Here is a 22,924-nt window from a genome sequence, read left to right as displayed (position 1 = left end):
CTATTAGATCTTTTGTTTTTTGAGTGTATTCAAGGTGTTTAGTCATAGAATAATTTATTTTATTATTCCCAAAGAGATTGCAGGTTGATAGGTGTTGCAATAGGGTTTATTGTGCGACCCCGCAGGGGTCGTAGGTAATCGATTGTCGCTGAAGTTATAGACCTTTAATGCCTTCGGCATTAGGGCTACATCGTCATCTAATCCCGAAGAGATTTCAGGTTTATAGGTAATGCAATATGGTTTGCAATACGACCCCGCAGGGATCGTAGGTAATCGATTGTCGCTAAAGTTATAGACCATTAATGCCTTCGGCATTGGGGCTACATAATCATCTAATCCCGAAGGGGTTTCTGGTTTATAGAAAATTTGATATGCGAAATGGTGCGACCCCGCAGGGGTCGTAGATGTTTGGTTATCGTTAATGCTATAGACCTTTGATGTTTTCGACATTAGGGCTACATCATCATCTAATCCCGAAGGGGTTTCTGGTTTATAGAAAATTTGATATGCGAAATGGTGCGACCCCGCAGGGGTCGTAGATGGATGAATGATATATTTTCTATAAATCTTTGATACCTTCGGTATCACATTATTTAACCCATTCAAATAAAAATTTATCATCATGTTCAATTTCAAATTTTTTCAAAAAATCAACATATTCTTCTCGGAAACTCACTTTTCGATGATGTTGTTTCTGATTCATTATATATTTAACAACATTATCAATTTGCGAATGGCTATATGAAAATGCACCGTATCCTTCCTGCCAACTAAATCTGAAATTGGAGAGTTTATTTTCATTTATAAACTCGTTTGATGCCTTTTTAATCTCTCTCACTAAATCTGATAGGCAACAAGATGGTTTCATACCAATAAAAATATGAATATGGTCTGGCATTCCATTAATAGCAATCATTTTCTGTTCTTTTCCCCTTACAATTCCAGTAATGTATTGATACAATCTTTCTTCCCAATCAGAATAAATTAAGCTTCCTCTGCCTTTAACTGCAAAAATAATTTGAATATATATCTGAGAAAATGTTCCTGGCATATTTATATGGCTCTTTGATAGAAATATTCGTTTACTACAGCGTTGTTGAAAAATCGAACTACATTCAGGTCACGGATGCCTTTATTTTCCAATGTTTCCAGAATGGTACGTTTAGTAATTTCGGCAAAATAATCTGGGTTGTTAAGTATTGCCTGATTGTTTACTACTGTTTTGTCGGTTTCATGTTTAATGAAAATCAAAGTTTCATGTAATGCTAAATCGCTGTTCAGTACATTCATGTTTTGTTCCTTGATGCGTTTGTGAATGCGGGCAAATTTGATGTCGTTCTCATATTTGGCGGCCAGCATTGCATCTTTATTGTTAAGCGCATTGGCTTGTTCGTAAATCTTTTTCAAATCATTGATAGCCTCATCCATCTCCTCAGATGTTAATTCTTCAATGTTCTTTTTCTTGAAAAGCCTTTTTAGCTCTTCAAAAAGAGATATAAATTTCGGGTCTTTTTTATCAAAATTTCTCTCTAACTCTTTTCTTGTTCTTTCCAGTTCGCTTCTGAATTTATCGGCAATTTGCAATTCATGCGTAGCAATTTTCCTGAATGTAAACTGCATGTTTTCAAGTGCTAAATTCAAAAGATTTGTATTGTCCGCTGCGTTTTCTAAATTCTCTTTCAGGTTAAGGATATCAATACGGTTTGCCACTTCATTATACAACTTGTTCACCCTGTCAAATGAGAATTTGTCTAACAGTTCAGTGTAACCCATTATTTTGATGATGTTGTATAAGCTTTTTAAGTTCTCCAAACACTTTTTCAGTTCGATAATTTCCTTTTTGTCAGTTATCTGGCTTACAATTTTTTGAAATTCTTCTATATTAGAAAAGTCATAAAGAAATAGCTTTTCTTTGATTTCCTGAATTTCCTTGTCTATTTCTTCGGCAGATTTGAAAAGGTTGGAGTAGTTCTTAGTTTCATCGCCCAATTCTTCCTGTAATTCTTTGAAATACTCCTTGTTGGTTTTATCAAATTCTTTGCGAATGTCGGCAAAGTCAACCACATAGCCGTATTTAAAATTCTTATAAGGTCGGTTTACCCTTGTTAGTGTCTGTAAAAGATTGTGTTCTTTCACAACGCGGGTCAGATACAATTTTTTCAGTCGTTTGGCATCAAAACCGGTAAGTAGCATATTGTAAACCACCAACAAATCAATTTTTCCTTGTTTGAAATCGGTTTGATGTTCCTTGCGGATTTCTTTGGTGTCTATATCATGCAGTATTAAAGCAATTGAAATTGGAGCCAACTCAGGTGTTAGATAGCCCACTCCCGATTCAGCTGCGATGTAGTAATCAGTTTGTGGTTCATGGTATACTTTCTGTTGGGCTCCCAGACGTTCATTGTATTTCTGAATTTCAGCAAAAATCATTTTCGCCTGGTCAGAAGTGTCGCAAACAATCATTCCCCCAATACTTTGGTCGTTGTGCAACACTCTGCTTTTTTTGAAGTCAGTAATGATGTAATCAACCAATGGCTCAACAAATTTGGGATGAGCAAAAATTTGGCTTTTGGTGAACTCGCCTTGCTTCACAATTTCATCATACACCTGATTGATTTCAGCTTTGAATTTGGTTTCAATGGCTTCCCTTATAAGTTTCAGCGTATAGCCATCCGCAATGGATTGATTGTAAAAGTATTTATGAATATAATCCCCAAAAATATCCTTGCTTTTATATTCTTTGGAAATGATAGGAGTACCAGTTAAACCTATTAAAACAGCATTACGATCGGAAGCAATTAGGTTTGAAAGAAAAGAACCCTGTGGATTATAACTTCGGTGAACTTCATCTAAAAAATAAATTCGTTGAATGTTCAAATCGTAATCAGAAACTTTTGAGATGGATTCAGCAGAAAACTTATGAATGTTTACAACGGTTATGGTTTGTGCACCTGTGTTTCCTGAGGTTGCTCCTGCAGTTTTAATGTTTTTTATGAAGTCCTCTTTGGAACTAACCATATCGACTTTCAATCCCCTTGCTTCAAATTCGTTTTTGGCTTGTGTGGCTAAGTCCAAACGGTCGACCACAAAATAGAACTTGGCTATTACATTTTGCTTTTGATAATAGTCTTTCAGGTAATTTACATTATAGTATGCCAAAGCTGTTTTGCCGCTTCCTTGTGTATGCCATATGATTCCTTTTTTTACTCCTGCTATTAATTTTTTCTCAATAGCTAAAGTTGCAAACAACTGCGGATACCGCATGATGTGCTTTTCAATCTTTGTTATTCCATTGTTAACGGTGTTCACATAAGCAAAGCCATAACGAAGCAATATTTTTAAACGTTGTCTGCTGAATAGTGATGTTAAGATACGGTTAGTAGGAGAGTTTGGACCTTTTGCCGTTTCATACTCCTTAGTTCCAAGAATGGAAACAATGTTATTGTCGAGCAGTATTTGTTTCTCTATTTCGCTGTCCTCTTGCGGAACATTATGAATTAATGAATTGTCTTCTTCTCTGAAACAGTTGAAATTTACCTGTTCAGGGTCGGGTGTTGCGTAAAATGCTCCCTGAATGGGTGTGATGTTTTCCTCATCATACTCCTGATTGTTGGAGAAAACCAACAATTGAGTAATGTTCATGAACTTTTTGAATTTCGGATTTTTGAATCGGGTATTGATTCGGCTTCGTTCTGCTAAAATTCCTTCTCGGTTATTCGGTTTCTTTACTTCAATGAAAGCCAAAGGTATTCCATTAATGAGCAAAGTAATGTCAGGCCTGAATTCTTCTTCGTCATTTTTGTAAGTCAGTTCGGTTACAACATGAAAAAGATTGTTGTCGAAATTCTCTAAGTCAATCAGTTTGCAAGCAAAGTCACCCAGCAAGCTTTTGTAAAACGCCCTTCCAAGGTCAGAATTATCCAGTTTAATACTGAGTTCAGAAATGAAAGAGTCAATTTCACTGTCCGAATATTCGGTCCGGTTAATCTTTGAAAGTCCTTGTTTAAACAGGTCTTTGAATATATTTGTGTCTGCATGAAGATTTGTAATGCCAGACTTTGGAACATAAGTAAATCCCAATCGTGTCAAATGCACGATAGCAGGAATTTTTACTCTTGAATCTTCATTAAAGGTCATTTTATCTCTTAATAATTTAATAGTACAAAATACGGTTTTTTGAGTGAATTAGTAAAAAAGGTTCTTTTGGTTTAGCTATAGGCTTGCTTTAGTGCTTGTAGAAATCAAATGCGTCATATGTGTGGGAAAATTTTTATCATTGTCGTTTCGTTATTTGTTCACTTCTATTTTTTTGTTTACAGTTTATTAGTTCATATCCTAAAGAATTATACTAATACACCTATGATTATGTGTATAGCTATGATTGGAACTAGCCCTGTTTCATGTAACTAAAGTAGTAAAAAATTAAATTCATTAACCAGCCACTTTGTTTTTATAGTTTATATCGCCTTGCGTAAAATGCATAACGGTTTTTGAATAACGCCCTTTCCGTAACAAAAAACCTCCGCATTGCGGAGGTTTTTTATGCTTAGAATCGGTTTTTTACTCAATGCTTACCAGCAGGGCGCCTTTGCTAACCCTGTCGCCGGGTTTTACCTTAACCTCTTTCACTTTCCCGGCCGAGGGGGCTATCAGGCGGTTGTGCATCTTCATGGCGTCAAGTATCACCAGCACATCGCCTTGCTTAACCTCCTGACCCTTTTTAACCTTTACATCAATAATGGTTCCGGGTATAAAGGCCGTAACGTTCTTATCGTCGAGTTTTGGATGTATCATAGCTACAAGTTTTTTAGTTTACAAAAGGATTGTTGGGTTGACTAAAATGGAGGAATACCATGTTTCTTGAAGGGGCGGTCGGCAACCTTAGTGCTGGAAACCTCAAGGGCGTGCAGCAGCAGCTTACGGGTTTCGGCCGGTTCAATCACGGTATCGATATAGCCTTTGGCTGCGGCTACGTATGGGTTAGCAAACTTTTCCTTGTACTCTTCAACTTTTTGGCGACGCATAGCTTCCGGATCGGGTGCTTCGGAAATCTCCTTGCGGAAGATGATGTTGGCGGCACCCTCGGGGCCCATAACGGCAATCTCAGCGCTTGGCCATGCAAATACAAAATCGGCACGTAGGTGGCGGGAACTCATGGCTATATAGCCTCCACCATAGGCTTTACGCAGAATTACTGTCATTTTGGGTACGGTTGCTTCGCTGTAAGCGTAAAGCAGCTTGGCTCCGTGGCGTATAACGCCTGCATGTTCCTGATCGATACCGGGTAGGTAACCGGGTAGGTCAACCAGGGTAACCAGCGGAATGTTGAATGCGTCGCAGTAACGAACAAAGCGTGCAGCCTTGTCGGAGCTGTCAACGTCGAGTACACCGGCCATAACCAGTGGCTGGTTAGCCACAAAGCCAACGGTTTCGCCATTCAGTCGGCCAAAGCCAATAACAATATTGGCAGCCCACTTCTCCTGGATTTCGAAGAAATCGGAATCGTCGGCAATGGCACGGATAACATCACGTACATCGTAGGGCTCCTTTGGATCGCCTGGTACAATATCCTCGATATTGAAGTTTACCTTTGGTTCTTTGGGCTCAAACCTGCGAGCCTTGCGGGTATTGTTCCAGGGAATGTAGGTGATAAGCTTTTTAATCTGCTCAAAGCACTCGTACTCGCTCTCAGCGTAGAAATGTGCGTTGCCAGTAATTTGGGCATGAACCTTTGCGCCACCAAGGTCTTCCTGGGAGATTTCCTCGCCCAGAACCGATTTGATAACCTCGGGGCCAGTGATGAACATCTTTGAGATTTTATCGACCACAAACACAAAGTCGGTTAGGGCAGGGGAGTAAACTGCACCACCGGCGCAAGGGCCAAGGATTACTGATATTTGCGGAATAATACCGCTTGAGAGGGTATTTCGCCAGAATATTTCGCCGTAACCGGCAAGCGAGTTAACCCCTTCCTGAATACGGGCACCACCTGAGTCGTTGATACCGATTAGGGGGATACGCATGCGGAGTGCGTAATCCATGATTTTGGTAATCTTACGGGCGTGCATTGAACCCAGTGAACCACCGGCAACGGTAAAGTCCTGAGCGTAAATAGCCACAGGAGCACCAAAAATGGTTCCGGTACCAATAATAACACCATCGCCATGTAGAACCTTACCATCCATCCCAAAGTCGCGGGCATCGTGCTCCACGAACATGTCGTACTCGTTGAACGAGTCCTCGTCGAGGAGGGCAATAATACGCTCACGGGCAGTGAGCTTACCCATAGCAACCTGCTTGGCAACGGCCTGTTCGCCACCACCCTGCAGAACCTCCTCTTTGCGTTTTTTTAGCTCTTCAATTTTGTTTTTTAAAGGCATAGCTGTTTTTGTTGGTTAGTAATTTTTGCCACCATTACCATGCATCGTGGTAAAGTTTTGTGCAAGGTTACGAAATTGGGTGCAAATATAAAAGAAACGGGCCGTTTTTTCGACCCGCTATAATGTATTAGCCTAAATATCAAAATACTACACCAGTAAACACCTGTTTAATGTTTACTTGGGAGCCATCCTGTAAAGACCCACTGCAATGATTGCAAACAGGAAGTTGGGAACCCATACCGAGATGGCTGGTGGCAGATGTCCGCCAACGGCAAACATGGTTGAAAATCGCATGAACAGGATGTACGAGAAGCTAAGTGCCAGCCCCAGTCCAATATGCAGGCCAATGCCACCGCGTACCTTTCGCGATGAAAGCGATACACCTATCAGGGTAAGAATGAACACCGAAAAGGGGTAGGCAAATCGCCCGTGCTTTTCAATTAGCAGGTATTCAATGGTATCGGCGCCCTGGAGCTTTTGTTCCGCTATAAAATCGTTTAGCTGAAATAGGTTCATGGTTTCAATGATCTTCAACCTCTGGTTGAAGTCGGATGGGGTGAGGTAGAATGTGCTATCAATTTTATCGCCTTTGATAATTTCTTCGCCACTGTCAGTATAATTACGGATGTAGTAGCGGTTTATAGTCCATTTCTCCTTGGTGGAATCCCACTGTGCATTATCGGCTATGAGTTTCGATACCAGCTTATTCCCATCAAATTTTTCAATGGAAAGGTTGTAGGCGGTGTTGTTGTAAGTGTTGAATGAGCGCATGAAAACAAACATTCCCGGACGCACCTGTCGGTGTATGTTCCTGTCGGTATTAACATAGGGTCGTTTGATGTACTTGTTCTCAAAGTCTAACCTTACAGCATTGGCGGGTGGAATTATAAAGCTATTGAGCACAAATGAGAAAATGGCAATTATTGTTGCGGAGATAAAGTAGGGGTATAACATACGCTTAAAGCTAACACCGCTGCTCAGGATGGCAATAATCTCAGTATTATAGGCCATTTTTGAAGTGAAGAAAATAACGGCAATGAATACGAAAAGGGAGCTGAACAGGTTGGCAAAGTAGGGTATAAAGTTGAGGTAATACCTGAAAATGATATCGTACATTGGGGCATCCTTCTCCAGAAAGTCGTCAATTTTCTCGGCAAGGTCAAATATTACTGCAATGCCAACTATTAGTATTATGGCATAGAAGTATGTGCCAATAAACTTTCGGATTATATACCAGTCCAGTAACTTCATAGAGGTGTTTTATAGACGTTTCGACACTTTTTTAACCATAGCGTTTTTCCATTGCAGGAAATCGCCCTCAACAATATGTTTTCGTGCTTCCCCCACTAACCATAAGTAAAACCCTAGGTTGTGAATGCTGGCGATTTGTGGGCCTAGCATTTCGCCCGCAATAAAAAGGTGGCGGAGGTAAGCCTTTGTGTATCTACTATCAACAAAAGTTGGGCCAAAAGGATCGATAGGTGTGAAATCGGCCTGCCACTTTTTGTTTCGGATGTTTATAATTCCCTCAGAGGTGAAAAGCATGCCGTTACGTCCGTTACGGGTGGGCATTACGCAATCGAACATGTCAATGCCTAGGGCAATGGATTCCAGGATGTTCTCAGGTGTACCTACACCCATCAGGTAGCGGGGTTTACTCTTGGGCAGTATGCCGTTCACCACTTCAACCATTTGGTACATCACCTCGGCAGGTTCACCAACCGATAGCCCACCAATGGCGTAGCCATCGCGGTTGTACTTTTGAACGTTTTCGGCAGCACGCTTACGGAGGTCGGGGTAAACGCAACCCTGAACAATAGGGAATAGCGTTTGGCTATGGCCGTAAAGCGGCTCGGTGGTATCGAACCGATGCACGCAGCGTTCAAGCCATTTCTCGGTAAGATCGAGCGACTTGCGGGCATACTCGTAATCGGCATCGCCCGGTGGGCATTCATCGAATGCCATTACAATATCGGCCCCAATAATGCGCTGAATGTCCATCACATTCTCTGGGGTGAACAGGTGGGGCGAGCCATCGATATGCGAGCGGAACGAAGCGCCCTGCGCTGTTAGCTTTCGCATGTCGGCAAGGGAAAATACCTGATATCCGCCACTATCGGTAAGAATGGGTCTATTCCAGCTCGAGAATTCATGTAACCCGCCGGCTTGCTTTAGTACATCGAGTCCCGGACGTAGGTAAAGATGGTATGTATTGCCCAGAATGATTTGGGCGTTAATGTCGTTCTCCAACTCCCTGTGCGAAACACCCTTTACGCTCCCCACCGTGCCAACAGGCATGAATATTGGGGTTTCAATTTGACCGTGATCGGTTGTTATGATACCTGCACGCGCCGAGGTTTGTGAATCGGTTTTGAGTAACTTGAAATCCATCTGCTTGTAAAAATCCGCACAAATATAACCTAAATACTAACAGGTTAAGGGTTTATTTTGATTTGTTAACGGTAAATACTCCGGTTTTAAATTAATGCTTGCCAATGTTTATTAACCAGGTTGGCTCCTGGTTTATGCTTTCGCCGGCATAGTAAACGTGTTCCAGGTACAACCCCGATGGGGGAGCGGTAAACTTTGCCGGAAGGGTTGAGTACTCACTGAAGAACGAGTCGATATCGGCCTCCGATAATTTGCCCAGACCAACCTGAACCAGTGTGCCCACCATTCGGCGTACCTGCTTCCAAAGGAAGTGTGACCCCACGATGTGTATGAGGATTGAATCGTCAACCTCAAATATTTTTAGGTGGTCAATTTTTACAAGGGTCGATTCTCCTTCCTTTTCGGGTGCACCAAACGATTTGTAGTCCTTCATCCCGGTAAAGTGATGGGTTACGGCTGCCATTGCCTCAACGTTAAGCGGTTCCTTAACCCACCAGCAGTAGTCCTTGCCAAAGGCTGTTCGCCTGCGCGATATGTGGTACACGTAGCTGCGGTGCTTGGCATCGTAGCGTGCGTGGAAGCGAGGTGAAACCTTTGCCATATCAAGGATATTGATTGATGCAGGAAGAACCTCATTCATCCTTTCCATGGCAACGTAGGGTGGCATTGCCGAGTCGATATCGAGGTGGGCAACCTGCCCCAGCGCGTGCACGCCGGCATCGGTACGTCCTGCTCCGTAAAGCTCATAGCTGCTTACCTTGTAAACCTCCTTGATGGCATCCATTAGCTTGCCCATTACTGTGGCGGCTTCGCGCTGGAATTGCCACCCGCGGTACCTTGAACCGTCGTACTCTATGGTTAACTTAAATCGAGGCATTTGCGTTTTTTCTTTGAAATTTTTACAAAGTTACGCTTAAAATGAGCTATAAAAAAAAGTGGGTAAGCTACTTATATCGCACCGCTACAACCGCTTACCCTTGCTACCTTCCGGTCCTGGGGGGGTTCAGCAGGAGCTGGTCGTATAAGACTTACCCGCTGCAAAGATAGCTAAACTTTACAATACCTGTTGAACCTACTAGCTTTTTTTAGCAAAATTCATATATTTGCAATGAAACTAAACCTAATACAAAAATGGAAAAACAAGGAAACCCTATGCTTAAGCATTCAATGAATTACGGTTTAATAATGGGTGTTGCACTCATAATTCTAAGCCTGATTACTTACTTGGCAGGTATTGTAAAACCGCCTTTTTGGGTAAGCATTATAAACTATGCCATAATAATTGGTATTATCGTATGGGGTACTAAAAAGTATCGCGATGAGGTGTTAGAGGGTGCAATTACCTATGGTAATGCCTTGGGCTTTGGTGTTTTGATTACACTTTTTGCGGGAGTGATTGTGGCTGTATTTACTTATATTCAAATTACCCTTATTGACCCCGACTTTGTAAGTAAGATGTTAGCCATTGCTGAGGAGGAACTTGTAAAGAGGGGTATGCCCGATGAGCAAATTGAAATGGCCGTAGAGATGCAGAAAAAGTTTATGACTCCACTAATTATGACTATTTCATCGTTACTCGGAATGGTTGTGATGGGATTCATATTCTCACTGATCACTTCTATCTTTCTGAAGAAGGAAAAATCGCCTTTTGCTGGTGGCGGTGAAGTTATTGAATAGTAACCAAACATCAATATGGATATTTCTGTCGTAGTTCCTCTGTACAACGAGGAGGAGTCGCTCCCCGAGTTAATGGAATGGATTGCCCAGGTTATGACCCAGAACCATTTTACCTACGAGGTAATTATGGTTGACGATGGTAGTAACGATAACAGCTGGGCGGTAATTGAGAGCCTGAGGCTCAAGTTTCCATCCCTGAGGGGAATTAAGTTTCTGAGGAACTACGGTAAATCGGCTGCCCTGCAGGTTGGCTTTACAGCCGCTCAAGGCGATGTGGTGTTTACCATGGACGCCGACCTGCAGGATAGCCCCGATGAAATTCCTGAGCTTTACAGGATGGTCAAGGAACAAGGCTACGACCTTGTTTCGGGTTGGAAGAAGAAGCGGTTCGATCCGTTGCTTACCAAGCGGATCCCCAGTAAACTTTACAATGCCACCGTGCGTATGGTAAGTGGTATAAAGCTGCACGATATGAACTGTGGCCTTAAGGCCTACCGCCGCAATGTGGTTAAGAGCATTGAGGTTTATGGCGAAATGCATAGGTATATTCCTGTAATTGCCCGTCAGGCCGGATTTAAGCGAATTGGCGAAAAGGTTGTTCAGCACAGGGAGCGCAAGTACGGCACCACAAAATTTGGGTGGACAAGGTTTATCAATGGATTTCTTGACCTCCTATCGGTGATGTTTGTATCGCGCTTTGGTAAAAAGCCTATGCACTTCTTTGGAACCCTTGGAACCCTTATGTTTATTACCGGTGGTGCTATTGCCGTATGGTTGGTAGGTAGTAAGCTTTGGGCACAGTTTCATCATTTAAAGTACAGGCCTGTTACCGATCAACCACTATTTTACATAGCTCTTGTGGTTGCCATAATTGGTGTCCAACTCTTTACGGCAGGTTTTATTGGTGAACTGGTGTCGCGCAGCTCTGCCGACAGAAACCATTACCTTATTGAGAAGGAGATAGGATAATCATTACTTTTAAAAAGTTGTTCAATAACATACTTCAAAATAGCACTCCCGTAGTGCTATTTTATTTTATTTGTAAGTTGATAAATCAAGAATGAGATGAAAGCATTGCTATCGCATCGTTCAATTCGAAAGTACAAGAGCGACCCTATTGACGATTCGCTACTTCAGGAAATCCTTACCGCAGGAACTCGTGCATCTACCACTGGTAATATGCAGGTGTACAGCATAATTGTTACACGCGATGAGGAGGTGAAGCGTAAGCTTTTACCATTGCATTTTAACCAGCAGATGGTAGTGCAGGCACCAGTGGTGCTCACCTTTTGTGCCGATTTTAACCGCTTTAACAAGTGGTGCTTACAGCGTAAGGCCAACCCGGGGTACGATAACTTTTTTTCGTTCTTTACCGCTGCAATTGATGCCCTTTTAGTAGCCCAAAACGTATGTATTGCCGCCGAGGAGAAGGGTCTTGGAATATGTTACCTTGGAACTACAACCTATACTGCCGATAAGATTATTGAGGTGCTGAAATTACCTAAAGGTGTTGTGCCTGTAACAACAGTGGTAATGGGTTATCCCGATGAGCACCCCGACTTAACCGATAGGTTGCCGCTTGCAGGTGTTGTGCACTACGATGTTTATCAGGATTACTCTGAGGGTGATATCGATCAAATTTACCAGCATAAGGAGTCGTTACCGCTAACCAAGCGTTTGCTGGAGGAGAACCAAAAGGAAACACTAGCTCAAATTTTTACCGATAAGCGTTACACCCTGAAGGACAATGTGGTATTCTCAAAGAATTTACTAAGGGTTTTGGAAATGCAGGGGTTTATGAATAACGATAGAACAGAGTAGAAAGTTAAAGGATAGAAGACAAAAGGGCCGCAAGCTTTTGCGACCCTTTTTTTTATGGTGATTTTTTAGGATTAGTTTGTTGGTCCGCTATCAACCTTTGATTCAATTACACTCTGGATTGATGTTGATACGTTCGATAGAAAATTATAGCCGGTTTGGCTTTCAATGTAATCAACCGTGGTTCGGTAGTAGCCCCAGGGTTGGCTGTTAACGGTTTGGGTATTGGGCATCCAAACCGCTATTACTCGTGTTGAGGTGGTGATTCGCGATATATCATTTGAGCCAACAGGTAGGACTACAATTACTTTCCAAACGTATGCAGGAACGGTAATGTTCTTGGTGGATATGGTGGTTTTATACCCTGCTGAACCGGTTCCGCCCTGCCCCCATGGACCAGAAATGATATATAGCTCGTTGCCTGCATCAACTAGAGTTCTGCAGTAATTCTCAAGGTTAGCCCAGGTTATCTGGTTGTTGTTGGGCGCTTGGGGGACCATGTTGGTCATTAGGAAAGTGGCCGAGTTATCGGTAATTGAACCTGTTCTGTCGGCGCTGGGGCACATGTGGCCGCGGTCAAACCCTGAACCGCTGTAGTCGGTTCCACCAACCCAAACCCAGTTTGAGGGTAGTGTGTTGTCGGCCCTAAAGTCGTCCTGCCTTGGGGCAGAGCCAATCCATGCACTACTCAAATGCCACGAAACCCAGTTGCAGGTGAGCTTGCTGTTGTTGTACGATAGCACATACTGGGGTTTAACCATCAGGTAGTTGTTGGGATATGCAGTACTTGCCACAGCCCCCGATGGGTTACCCAACGCCATATTATCGTCGCGGGTAGGTGAGGTTGAGTAATCGTAAACCTTTAAGTCATCAATATTAATCCGATACGACCCTCCGGAAACCTTTCTGATCTCAAACCGAACATTGCCTGAAAGGTTAACCGTAAAGGTTGCCTTGGTAAGCGTGGTTGATGAGGTGGTTACCGTTGAACCCACTTTGCTCCATGTGCTTCCGCTGTTGGTTGACACCCATAATTCCCATGTACTATTTCCATCGCTGCCATACTTGGCATGGTAAACCTCAACAGTTGCTGCACCATTGGCCTTATCGAACTGCATGGTAACCTTACCCGTGTTGACAATTCGTACCGATTTGGTGCCATTTTTCCTATCGCTGGTTGATGTGCCAATTAGGGCATCGTTCAGGTACCAATTACCGGTCGATAGTGTTACTGTTGCTCCGGCATAAGCTGTTTTTGTTCCGGTTTCAAAGTTCTCCAGTAAATATCCTGTTGCCATGTCAAAGGTGTCCTGTGGCATGGCGGTTTCCAAATTCAATGTTTTGTCCTTTGGATTAACGGGAATATCCTTTTCACATGCTGAAAATCCTAATACAATGGCTAGTAGAAACGTTGCCGTCATAAACTTTAAGATTTGGACTTTTTGTTTCATGGCTTTCGGTTTTTTGGGGTTGGTGCAATAAATGTAAGGCAGATATGTTAATGATTGGCAAGGTGCGTGTTACCATTTTATTAACATTTTATCACCAGGCGCATTTGGCTGTCAAAGCCCCGATGAAATCCGTATTTGGCACATGGTTTGTTTTATTGAAAGAAATTGGTGCCATGAGATTTATTGTACTTGCGTTTTTGGTATTGGTTGGATGCACAAGGCAGAGCGATACCGAGAGGTTGTCCCGCTCAATTGATAGCTTATCGAGCGAAATAGCCAAATTGCGGAATGAATTGAACTATAGGGATTCGCTAGGGAAAAAGAAGGTTTTCCCGCCTAACGATACAATTACTAAAGCGATTGTCAGGGTTAAGCCCGCCCCTCCAAAAATAATCAAAAAGGATACTTTACGGGTTAAGCAAAAGGAAAAACCTCAAATTGACGACACATTGTTATACCACTTTGCAGGAGGAGGCATTTCTGTTAAGGTGTATCCTTGGGTGGATAGTAAGCAGCTAATTGAGGTTTACAGCCTGAAGGGTGGTGTGGTTATAACGCTTGAAAACATCAACCTGAGTTACAATGTGTCAAACACTCTTCATTTCCGTTCCGATGGATCGTTGGAGAGGGTAAATGAGCATTTCAATCCGGGTGCCAGCATGTACTGGTACGATACCGTGATCCACTTTGAACCCGATAATGAGCCTGCCTGGAAAATAACCTACCAATACCCACAGAGGACTGTTGAAGACTCCATGGGCGAAAAGTACTTATGGGATCGAAACCTGAAGCGTTGGGTGAAACAGGAGATTGTGATTGAAACAATTCAACCATCAACTCCTTAAAAAAATCCCCGTTGGCATAAGCCAAACGGGGAGTCCCAAACATATCGATTTTTACTGGTTTCTACTTGAATGCCTTTTCGGGTAAGCCATCGCCTTCAAGGCTTAAGCGTTTGAAGTACTCGGGTACCTGACGACCCATTAACTCATCAACGTACATCTTGGCCAATCCCATACCCAGCATAAAGCCCTGTCCTCGTAAGCCAGTGAACAGACCGTGCTTGGTGTCGATAAACATGCGGGGTTCCACATAGTAACCTGCCCAAACGGCTTGGAAGCCAACGGAACTAAGTTGCGGTATCCAATTTGAGAATATCTCCGAGGCAATCTCAAGGAAGTCCTGCGAGTTAATCTTGAGGTTTTTATCGGCTTCGCGTGGGTCAACTGCCGGAGAAGCACAGCCAATTATTTGTCCTGTTTCAGCAAGTTGCTGCCCGTAAACGGCCACAAAGCCTTTGTAGTTCCTCCTATCGATAAGCATTCCAAGCGGATTACCGTTTATGCCCAGCCATGGCAAACGACGGGTAATGAAAGCCTGATGCTTAACCGGGTAAATGCCTGTGAATATTCCCAGCTGACGGCTAAACTTTTCGCCCTCGGGGCCAAGGGCATTCACAAAGTTATCGGCATGATACTCTATGTACTCTTTATTGTGATCCCGCACTAGGGCGACAAATCCGTTTCCGTTGCGGTGAACGCTAAGCAGTTCGGTATCCTCCTTAACCGTACCACCATGCTCAATGCCTATTTTACGGAGTAGATCGACAACCTTACCCGGTGTGGCTTGCCAACACCCACGGGTTATGAGTGCTGCTTTGTAGGTGCTTAGTTTATCGTTCATGAAGGGTGATATTTCCTTGCGGAAATCGGAAGGCTGAACCATGTATGCATCGCTCCAAGCCATTGATGCCTCCAGTGCCTTTAGCATGTTATCGTCGTGAGCAAAAGTTACATAGTTGATGGGGCGATAGTCGATATCCGAAACCTTATGGAGTTCCTTGAAAATTTCGTGGTTTTGACGGGCAATGTCGGCAATCTCTGGTAGCGAGAAGGCCGTGCGACCACCGGCAATATTGCGCCAGCTTGCCCCACGACCGTAATTTAGCATAACGGGCCGTAGTCCGGCTTCGGACATGTAACGGAACAGCGCGCTACCGCCAATTCCACCGCCAGCTATGAGCGCCGATACCTTTTCGATCCTTGCTTTTTTGCCGTTGATTCCTGTAATATAAGTTTCAGGAACATCTTTTGGGTAAAGTTCGCCCATGGCTACCTGGTTGCTAAGTGGACCACGGGGAGTGGCATCGCCAACTATTTGAATGCCCATTGGGGCAAGGGTAGTTTTCAGACGCTTAATACAGCGTTTACCGCGGCATGCCCCCATGCCCAGTCGTGTGGTGTGCTTAATTTCATCGGCCGAAATAAACTTGCGGTCGCCTATAGTTTCAAGTATCTCATCGAGACTTACATCGTCGCAGTGGCACACATAAATTTTTTCTTGTGGTTTATACTCGTATGGTTTTATTTGGATAGGCTCAGGGTAGTTCGATTTTACAATAAAACCGCGAGCTGCAAGCATATCATCGCCATGCAGGTTCAATGATTTAACCCTTGCCACATTGGTTTTATTGGGTTTTCGGAGAATTTTCTCAATAACCCCATCGCCAAGGATATTACCGTTATTATCAACGAGGTAAACCTCAGCGCCCTCCTGGGCTTCATACTCAATAGGGAGGAAAAGCCAATCCTTGGCGTAGCTGTATCCGAAAATGGCTAAGCCCGGACATTGGTAAACGCAGTCCATACAACCCACGCATTTTTCAAAGTCGATATGGGGTACTGTGCTGGTTGAGTTCTTGGTTATTGCTCCATGCGGACATGCAAAGGTACAGGGGTTGCAGGCAAAGCCATAAAGGCAATCGATTTGAACAAAGGGTTTGCGGTTGCGTCGTTCTTCCGAGGGGCGGAAGGGCTCTTCAATTATCCGTACCGGATGCTGCTGGCTATCGATGTACTCCTTGCTGATGTTAAGGTATGTGTCGTAGCTGCAACGTATGCCAGCATCCTGCAAGATTTCGTAAGCCACTTGCTTTCCTCTTAATACAGCACTGGTTCCTTCGCCAATGCGAATGGCATCGCCGGCTCCGTAGCAATTACGCCCGAACACTTCGTTCCCTTTAATAAGGAGTTGATCGTCCGGAACTAAGCCGGTGCATATATTTATGGCATCGATACCCTCAATAATTTGCTCAGTACCCGGAATGGGTTTAAAGTCCTTGGCATCGGCAATAACGGCCCCAATAATTCCAGTATGGTTCTCGTTGGGAATCGCCTTAACTAATATTTTGCCTAACATAATAGGAATTCCCAATCGTCTAACCCTATTTGCCTGAACAGGGAACCCACCCTCGCGGGGCATAGCTTCAATAATGGCTTTTACGCGGGCACCTGCCTGCATTAGCTGGTAGCTGGTGAGGTAGCCAATGTTACCGGCTCCAACAGTGAGCACGTTCTTGCCCAGTAGCGTAAATTCCTGGTTCATCATTTTCTGCACCACTGCAGCGGTGTAAACACCTGGCAGGTCATCGTTCTCAAAGGTTGGCATAAACGGAACGGCTCCCGTAGCAATTACCAGGTAATCGGATTCAACGTAGTAAATCTCCTCGGTTTTAATGTTTTTAATGGCAATACGTTTGTTTTCAAGTATATCCCAAACGGTACTGTTCAGGAAAATACCTTCGTGGTTTGCGCCTGCAAGTGTACTTGCAATTTCAAACCCTCGCATGCCGCCAAACTTCTTTTCCCGTTCAAAGAAGAAGAACTGGTGGGTTTGCATGTTGAACTGACCACCAATGGTTGAGTTGTTGTCAATTACTATGTTCTCAACACCATGTTCAAGGAGTATTTCACGGGCTGCAAGACCTGCCGGGCCTGCACCAATAATTGTAACAGTGGTTTTGTAAACCTTTGTACTTTCCTGTTTGTTTGCTGGTTTTACATCGGGGGTATACTCGTGAGGAATTTCCTTAACTTCCTTTACCCCATCGACCGGTGTAATACATATACGCTTAATTTGTCCATCGACAAGCATCTCACAAGCGCCGCACTTGCCAATTCCGCATTCGAGGCTTCGTTCACGGTTTTCGATACTATGGCTGTGAACCGGAAAACCAGCCTGGTGTAGCGCTGCGGCAATGGTGAATCCTTTTTCCCCTTTAACCTCATTACCATTAAACATGAATGTAACGGTTTCGCGCTGAGGTACCTCAAGGATTGGGTGTTTATCTATTTTATGCATGGCTTAAAATGCTTTTATTGTTACTTGGATTGTTTTGGAAATTTTTGCGAAAGTATTTTCCAAGCGTGTGTAATACAATGACTAATGTCAGGGAATAAAAAATAGCAACCTAATGATTGCTATTTTTTTGATATCAAAATTTGAAGATTATTCTTAGGCGTTTATTTAATGGGAAATATTGATTTTGATTGTTTTACTACCCATCCGGTTGGAAATTCTAAGCAGGTATATGCCATTGGGCAAGTTTGAAGAGTTTATCGCCCTTTCCCAAAGTATTTCCGATTCGGTTTTCATGTGCCATATGGTTTGCCCCAGGGATGCAATCAATTCAATGTTGTAGGACATTGGCTCAGGGGATTCAATTTTCAGGGTAAACCAGCTATTGGCAGGATTTGGAAAAACTGAAATTTTAGCATCGATGGTATTGGTAGTAACACCAACAGGCCACCAGATAATAATGGTATCGCTTGCCGTACATCCGTGGGAGTCAGTCACCTTTAACCAGTATTTCCCCCATGAACCGGCCGTAATTGTAATGGTTGGGCTGGTTGCACCAGTACTCCATGAGTAGGTTACACCCCCAACGCCTGAGGTTAGCTCATAGGGCAACGACACCTTAAGAGTGTCCTTCCCATCACCAAGGTTAAGGGTTGGTAGGTCGTAAACATCTACATTGTATGTAGTTTGTGTTCCGTTAATGCTGTTTAGCCTTGAAATAAAAGTAAATGTATTTTGCCCTTTGTTAAGGCTTACCTTTTGGGTGAAATTATGCTGCTTTGTATCGTTGGGTTTAAATGGAGTATCAAAGGTGATATTTTCGGATACATTTTGGCCCGCTACATTCATTGATAAGGCAATGGATTCATTTGTGTTTATGGTTTTTCCGCCTTTATTTGTGAGTGTTACGCTTACGTTGTCGGGCTGCTCATCGTAGCAGTGCGATGTGGGTTGATTCAAGGCGGTAACCTGAACATCAAATATCTCATTGTAAATGATATAAACCTCATCGTAGCCTTGGCAGCCATTGTTATCGGTAACAGTCACTCCAAATGTGCCTGTTCTGTCAACGTAATAGGTGCGATTGGTTGAACCATCGTGCCATAGGTACGAGGGGAATACACCCGGGTCAAGGGTTATAGGTGTGGTAATGGTTCTGTCAGCCCCTAAGTTGACAACAGGTGTAGGATTAACCGTAATGGGTTTTGTTGCGCTATTTGTGCAGCCATTTGGGTCGGTGTAGGTGTAAGTAATTTGATGGACTCCGGCACCCGCCTCGGTTGGCTTAAAGATATTGCCTGTAACAGCAGTTCCGCTCCATGTTCCATTGGCAGGTGAACCTCCGATAAGGGTAACCTCTGGCTGATTGGCACACACGGGGGCAAAGTTATTGAGGGTTACATCGGGTAAAGCAGAGAAACTAACCGTTTTTGAATCGGTAGCAGTACAGCCATTAGCATCGGTAACGGTGACTGAGTAATTCCCAGAGCTGGTAACAATTATGCTTTGCGTGTTTTGTCCGGTACTCCACAAGTAGCTAGCTCCGGGGTACGTTCCGGCATCAATGGTAACGGTTGAACCCTGGCAGGCAGTTTCGTCGGGGCCAAGGTTTACAAGCAGGTCTGGGTAGGCTGTTATTTCCTGATAGATTGTGTCGTTGCTTGAAACCATATCGGATGCAAGCTTTACCCAAACCCAAACTGAATGAGTTTTGCGAACGCTAAAATCCATGGTGTTGGTTAGGGTAATTTCTCGGGTTGATGCTGGAACTAAGTCCTGGTTCAGCGTTACGGTTTCGGTTTTAACGGTTTCGTTCTGTTTAAATCCAACCACTAGCTGCGTGCCTGAACGTATTGTTGTGTTTCCACAGTTCTGTGTGGATACCCGAACAGTTTCGGCATTGCTCATATTGCATCCGGATTGGGGCAATAGCAATGAGTTGATTTTAATATCCTCCAGATGGAATGTGATATTAATCTCATCGTAAGCGGTGCACCCGTAGTAGTCGGAAACGGTTACGCCATAGGTACCTGTTTGGTTTACAACGATTATTGAGTCGGTTGAGCCGGTTGTCCAGAGGTACTGATCGAAACCGTTTCCAGCCTTAATGGTATCGGTAAAGGCGTAAACATCTCTATCCGGACCTAAATTAATTGTAGGATATCCGGTTGAGGTTACGTAAAGAGTAGCACTATTGTTGGCATACGATATTTCCTCGGTTCCATCCTCTGGCATAATTTCAATCCTTATTTCTGCATGGTGAGTGATATTAGCTTTTGCCACCAATGTAATATCCCTAACATTTTGGTAGGATAAATCAGCTTGTAGGGTAACAGTTTCAGTAATCGCAAGGTTTCCGTTCAACCAAACCTTAACATTATATCGGGTTCCTGCGCTAATAACAGGTCCCAGATTTTGGATTCGGAATTTAATATCGTAGCTACCGTTTAGTTCACAGCTATTCTTAGGCGATAGGATTTGCAGCAGCGCAATATCGTTGCTAACTACCCAAAGGGTATCCGAGGCTTTACATCCGAATGAATTTTGAGCTACAACGAAGTATTTTGGGAATGAAGGGAATCCGTAAATGGTGTAGTTGGGTTCTGTTGAGTTGTCGTTCCACAGGTAATTATCGCAATCGGCTGAGTATGTAGGTGTAATTGTGTAAACTGAGGTTGGCGTAAAGTATTGGCGCAAAGTATCGGGGCTTATTTCAACACTTGGTGCAGGTACTAGTTTTACTGCAATCGATTTAGAATCGTTGTTGGGGTTAAGGTCGCCACTTACAGCTGTTGAAACCGTTATGGTATGTTCGCCGGCAGGCAGAATGGTGAATTCGCTCATCTCAATTGTTGTTCTATCGCCGGGTGTTAGCTCTGAGGTCAAGGTGAAGCTTTGCTGTTGCTGTCCCAGCTCGGTGGTAACCACTGTGTTTATGGTGGTTCCGGCAGGGTAAACATCCTGGCCGTAATTTTGAATAACCGCCTTCACCTTAAACCCATCGGGTGAGAAACATGTTGTATCGCTGGGGTGCTCTATGCTGTATACCCCTAAGTCGCGGGTGTTAATAAACACTGAGTCGCTAGCCATTCCGCAATCTTGAGTGCTGTTCACTAAAACACGGTAAGTTGCTGAGCGTGTATTGTAGGTTAGGCCATGTAGGGGCAACTGGTAGGTTGTGTTACTTAGTGTTTCCCACGAGGTTGAGCCTACAAATTTACGTTGCCAGGTATAGGTTGAATAGCCAGCTGTAGCAGTTAGGATAACGGTATCGACACTCGATGTGGTAAGAGTGTCGGCTGGGTTGAGTGTAAGGTCAGGCAACCCAAAGGTTGATACGCTAAGTTTAGTTGTATCGTTTGTTTTGTTGATATCGTCCTGAAATTTTGTGTAAGCTGCAAGGGTGTAGTTCCCCTTGTTGCTTATATCTATAGTTCCGGTAAAGGTGAAATTATAAGTATCGTTGGTTGTCCATCCATTCGATGGGGTAAACGTTTCAGAAAGAACCTCTTGTTTATTAACGCTAAAGCCTACTGTAACGCTTTGGCTACCATTGAATGGTCTATTCCCATTGTGCTTAATTGTAACACTTGGGTTAATTGGTAAGGGGTGGAAACAGTCGTCACCAATATTATTGATGCTTATAACGCTTAAATCCTTATCGGACTGTATAATTTCAATGGTATCGCGTGCAGTACATCCACGCGAATTCTGCACTTCAACCGCGTATAGTCCAAACTGTACCTCACCAACGCTATAGGTTTGGGTTGATTTACCGGTTGACCAAACCGGAGAACTTGCGGGTATCTTTGTTTTCCACTGGTAGGTGCTAAAACCATTACCAGCATCTAACACCACTGTATCAACTTGAAGTGTTCCAATATCGGGACCTAGTGTATACCCGGGCATACCGTAAACCTCTAGGGTGGTTTTAAGAGTGTCGTTACTGCGGTTGAGTTCGTTCTGGAACTTATTAAATGCCTGCAGCTCATAGATTTTGGCAGTACCAAAGCTGAAGTTAAATGAGGATGTGAAGTTTGATGATTGATTCTGGTTCAGAACCGAGGAAATGGTTATGGTATCGGCTAGTTCCTGTCCATCGATATCTACAACGTAAGGGATTTTAAGGTTTTCCGGTAGAGGCTTGTAGCCAAAGTTTTTGAGCGTAATGGTAAGGTTACTCTGACCTATTTCACAGGCATCGGTTGGGGAGTGAAGCGCGGTAAAACCAATATCGTATGGCAACTCATAAATTTCTACCATGTCAATGGCAACTCCCTCGTAGTTATTGGCCTCGTTCGATTTGAAAACAAATCGGAACTTTATGTTGCCAGTAGCGATTGCATCGGAAGGAAGCAGTGTTGCTGCTTTTGCATAGTCTGAGGTATTTTTGCTCCATCCTGCTGAATTTAAGGCAGTAACTGCAGGGGTATCGTACCAGTTTAGGCTGTAGCCCGGATGGGCATTGAGTAGGGTCCAGTTACGTCCACCGTCGGTGCTGTACTCCAGGTTTAGTCCATCAACACCCTCCTCAATTTGCATTTTGTAGTAAAAACTGAAAACGGGGTAGTTCAGGGAACTGATGCTAAAGCAAGGGCTTTCAAGGTACGATGTTTCATTGTTGTTATGGGTGTATTTCAGGTTTGTTACCCATGCTTTTTGACCATTGGCTGCACCATTGAGCACGTTGCCCTGTGGAATTCCCCAAGTAATACTTTTGTTTATGCCATGTCCGTTCCAGTACGCTGTAGAATTCTCGAATGAGGTGGAGTAAGGTGTGTTTACCTGTGGGTAAACGTAAAAGTTTTGTGTAAGGGCGTCATTGCTATTGTCCTCATCGTTTGGGTGAAAAGTTTTTATAACAATGTTTTTAGCGCCGGGTGTGCTAAAATCGGCTTTCTGCGAAAATGTAAGAGTTGCTTCCCCATCAACCGGTAGGGTGGGATTAAATGTTTCGCGTGTAAAGGTCGATCCGCCGTCGAGTGAGTAACCAACCTCAAATGGTGTGGAAATGTTAGCACCACCATAATTACGAACTTTAACCTTAATCTCTTCATGGTTTGTTAACCC

The 22,924-nt window shown here is 43.5% G+C and carries 14 protein-coding genes and 1 other RNA gene; 4 read left to right on the top strand and 11 right to left on the bottom strand.

Annotation, left to right across the window (positions count from 1 at the left end; all coding sequences use genetic code 11):
• Window positions 1-589 precede the first annotated feature (589 nt).
• The 8 genes from tnpA to ffs all read right to left on the bottom strand — a co-directional run bounded on the left by tnpA (window position 590) and on the right by ffs (window position 9,805).
• Window positions 590-1,051 (bottom strand): IS200/IS605 family transposase, encoded by a 462-nt coding sequence (tnpA, locus tag WHS63_RS11895; protein WP_369490235.1) that lies wholly within the window; start codon window positions 1,049-1,051, stop codon window positions 590-592.
• A gap of 2 nt (window positions 1,052-1,053) precedes the next feature.
• Window positions 1,054-4,137, bottom strand: a complete 3,084-nt coding sequence (locus WHS63_RS11890) for a type I restriction endonuclease subunit R (protein WP_445205291.1) — start codon at window positions 4,135-4,137, stop codon at window positions 1,054-1,056.
• Window positions 4,138-4,560: 423 nt separating this feature from the next.
• Window positions 4,561-4,794, bottom strand: coding sequence for a biotin/lipoyl-containing protein (locus tag WHS63_RS11885; protein ID WP_369490233.1), 234 nt, complete (start codon window positions 4,792-4,794; stop codon window positions 4,561-4,563).
• Window positions 4,795-4,835: 41 nt separating this feature from the next.
• Entirely contained in the window at window positions 4,836-6,380 is a 1,545-nt protein-coding gene (locus tag WHS63_RS11880; RefSeq protein WP_369490232.1) for an acyl-CoA carboxylase subunit beta, read from the bottom strand.
• Window positions 6,381-6,554: 174 nt separating this feature from the next.
• Entirely contained in the window at window positions 6,555-7,631 is a 1,077-nt protein-coding gene (locus WHS63_RS11875; protein WP_369490231.1) for an LptF/LptG family permease, read from the bottom strand.
• A 9-nt stretch (window positions 7,632-7,640) separates the two neighbouring features.
• Window positions 7,641-8,771 (bottom strand): tRNA guanosine(34) transglycosylase Tgt, encoded by a 1,131-nt coding sequence (tgt, locus tag WHS63_RS11870; protein ID WP_369490230.1) that lies wholly within the window; start codon window positions 8,769-8,771, stop codon window positions 7,641-7,643.
• A 91-nt stretch (window positions 8,772-8,862) separates the two neighbouring features.
• Window positions 8,863-9,648, bottom strand: coding sequence for a tRNA pseudouridine(38-40) synthase TruA (gene truA / locus WHS63_RS11865; protein ID WP_445205290.1), 786 nt, complete (start codon window positions 9,646-9,648; stop codon window positions 8,863-8,865).
• Window positions 9,649-9,705: 57 nt separating this feature from the next.
• Window positions 9,706-9,805, bottom strand: an RNA gene (gene ffs / locus WHS63_RS11860) — signal recognition particle sRNA small type.
• A 97-nt stretch (window positions 9,806-9,902) separates the two neighbouring features.
• Here ffs and WHS63_RS11855 point away from each other — a divergent pair.
• The 3 genes from WHS63_RS11855 to WHS63_RS11845 all read left to right on the top strand — a co-directional run bounded on the left by WHS63_RS11855 (window position 9,903) and on the right by WHS63_RS11845 (window position 12,269).
• Entirely contained in the window at window positions 9,903-10,448 is a 546-nt protein-coding gene (locus WHS63_RS11855) for a DUF4199 domain-containing protein (RefSeq protein ID WP_445205289.1), read from the top strand.
• Window positions 10,449-10,463: 15 nt separating this feature from the next.
• Entirely contained in the window at window positions 10,464-11,417 is a 954-nt protein-coding gene (locus WHS63_RS11850; RefSeq protein ID WP_445205288.1) for a glycosyltransferase family 2 protein, read from the top strand.
• A gap of 96 nt (window positions 11,418-11,513) precedes the next feature.
• Window positions 11,514-12,269: a nitroreductase family protein gene (locus tag WHS63_RS11845; protein ID WP_445205287.1), complete on the top strand. Its 756-nt coding sequence runs from the start codon at window positions 11,514-11,516 to the stop codon at window positions 12,267-12,269.
• Window positions 12,270-12,340: 71 nt separating this feature from the next.
• Here WHS63_RS11845 and WHS63_RS11840 read toward each other — a convergent pair whose 3' ends face one another.
• Complete coding sequence (locus WHS63_RS11840) at window positions 12,341-13,687, bottom strand: DNA/RNA non-specific endonuclease (protein WP_445205286.1); 1,347 nt, start codon at window positions 13,685-13,687, stop codon at window positions 12,341-12,343.
• Between the two features lie 203 nt (window positions 13,688-13,890).
• On the opposite strand from WHS63_RS11840, the gene WHS63_RS11835 reads away from it, so the two are divergent.
• The gene (locus tag WHS63_RS11835; RefSeq protein ID WP_445205285.1) at window positions 13,891-14,562 is read left to right on the top strand and encodes a hypothetical protein; all 672 of its coding nucleotides are present in this window, start codon (window positions 13,891-13,893) and stop codon (window positions 14,560-14,562) included.
• A 61-nt stretch (window positions 14,563-14,623) separates the two neighbouring features.
• Here WHS63_RS11835 and WHS63_RS11830 read toward each other — a convergent pair whose 3' ends face one another.
• Together WHS63_RS11830 and WHS63_RS11825 are read right to left on the bottom strand one after the other, a co-directional pair.
• On the bottom strand, window positions 14,624-17,857 hold the full coding sequence (locus WHS63_RS11830) for an FAD-dependent oxidoreductase (protein WP_445205284.1): 3,234 nt from the start codon (window positions 17,855-17,857) through the stop codon (window positions 14,624-14,626).
• A 165-nt stretch (window positions 17,858-18,022) separates the two neighbouring features.
• A partial coding sequence (locus WHS63_RS11825; protein WP_445205283.1) for a T9SS type A sorting domain-containing protein occupies window positions 18,023-22,924 on the bottom strand: 4,902 nt, incomplete at its 5' end.

The organism is Tenuifilum sp. (genome assembly GCF_037481895.1).
In the GTDB taxonomy this organism is placed as follows: domain Bacteria; phylum Bacteroidota; class Bacteroidia; order Bacteroidales; family Tenuifilaceae; genus Tenuifilum; species Tenuifilum osseticum.
This window is presented reverse-complemented; position numbering and strand designations above follow the sequence as displayed.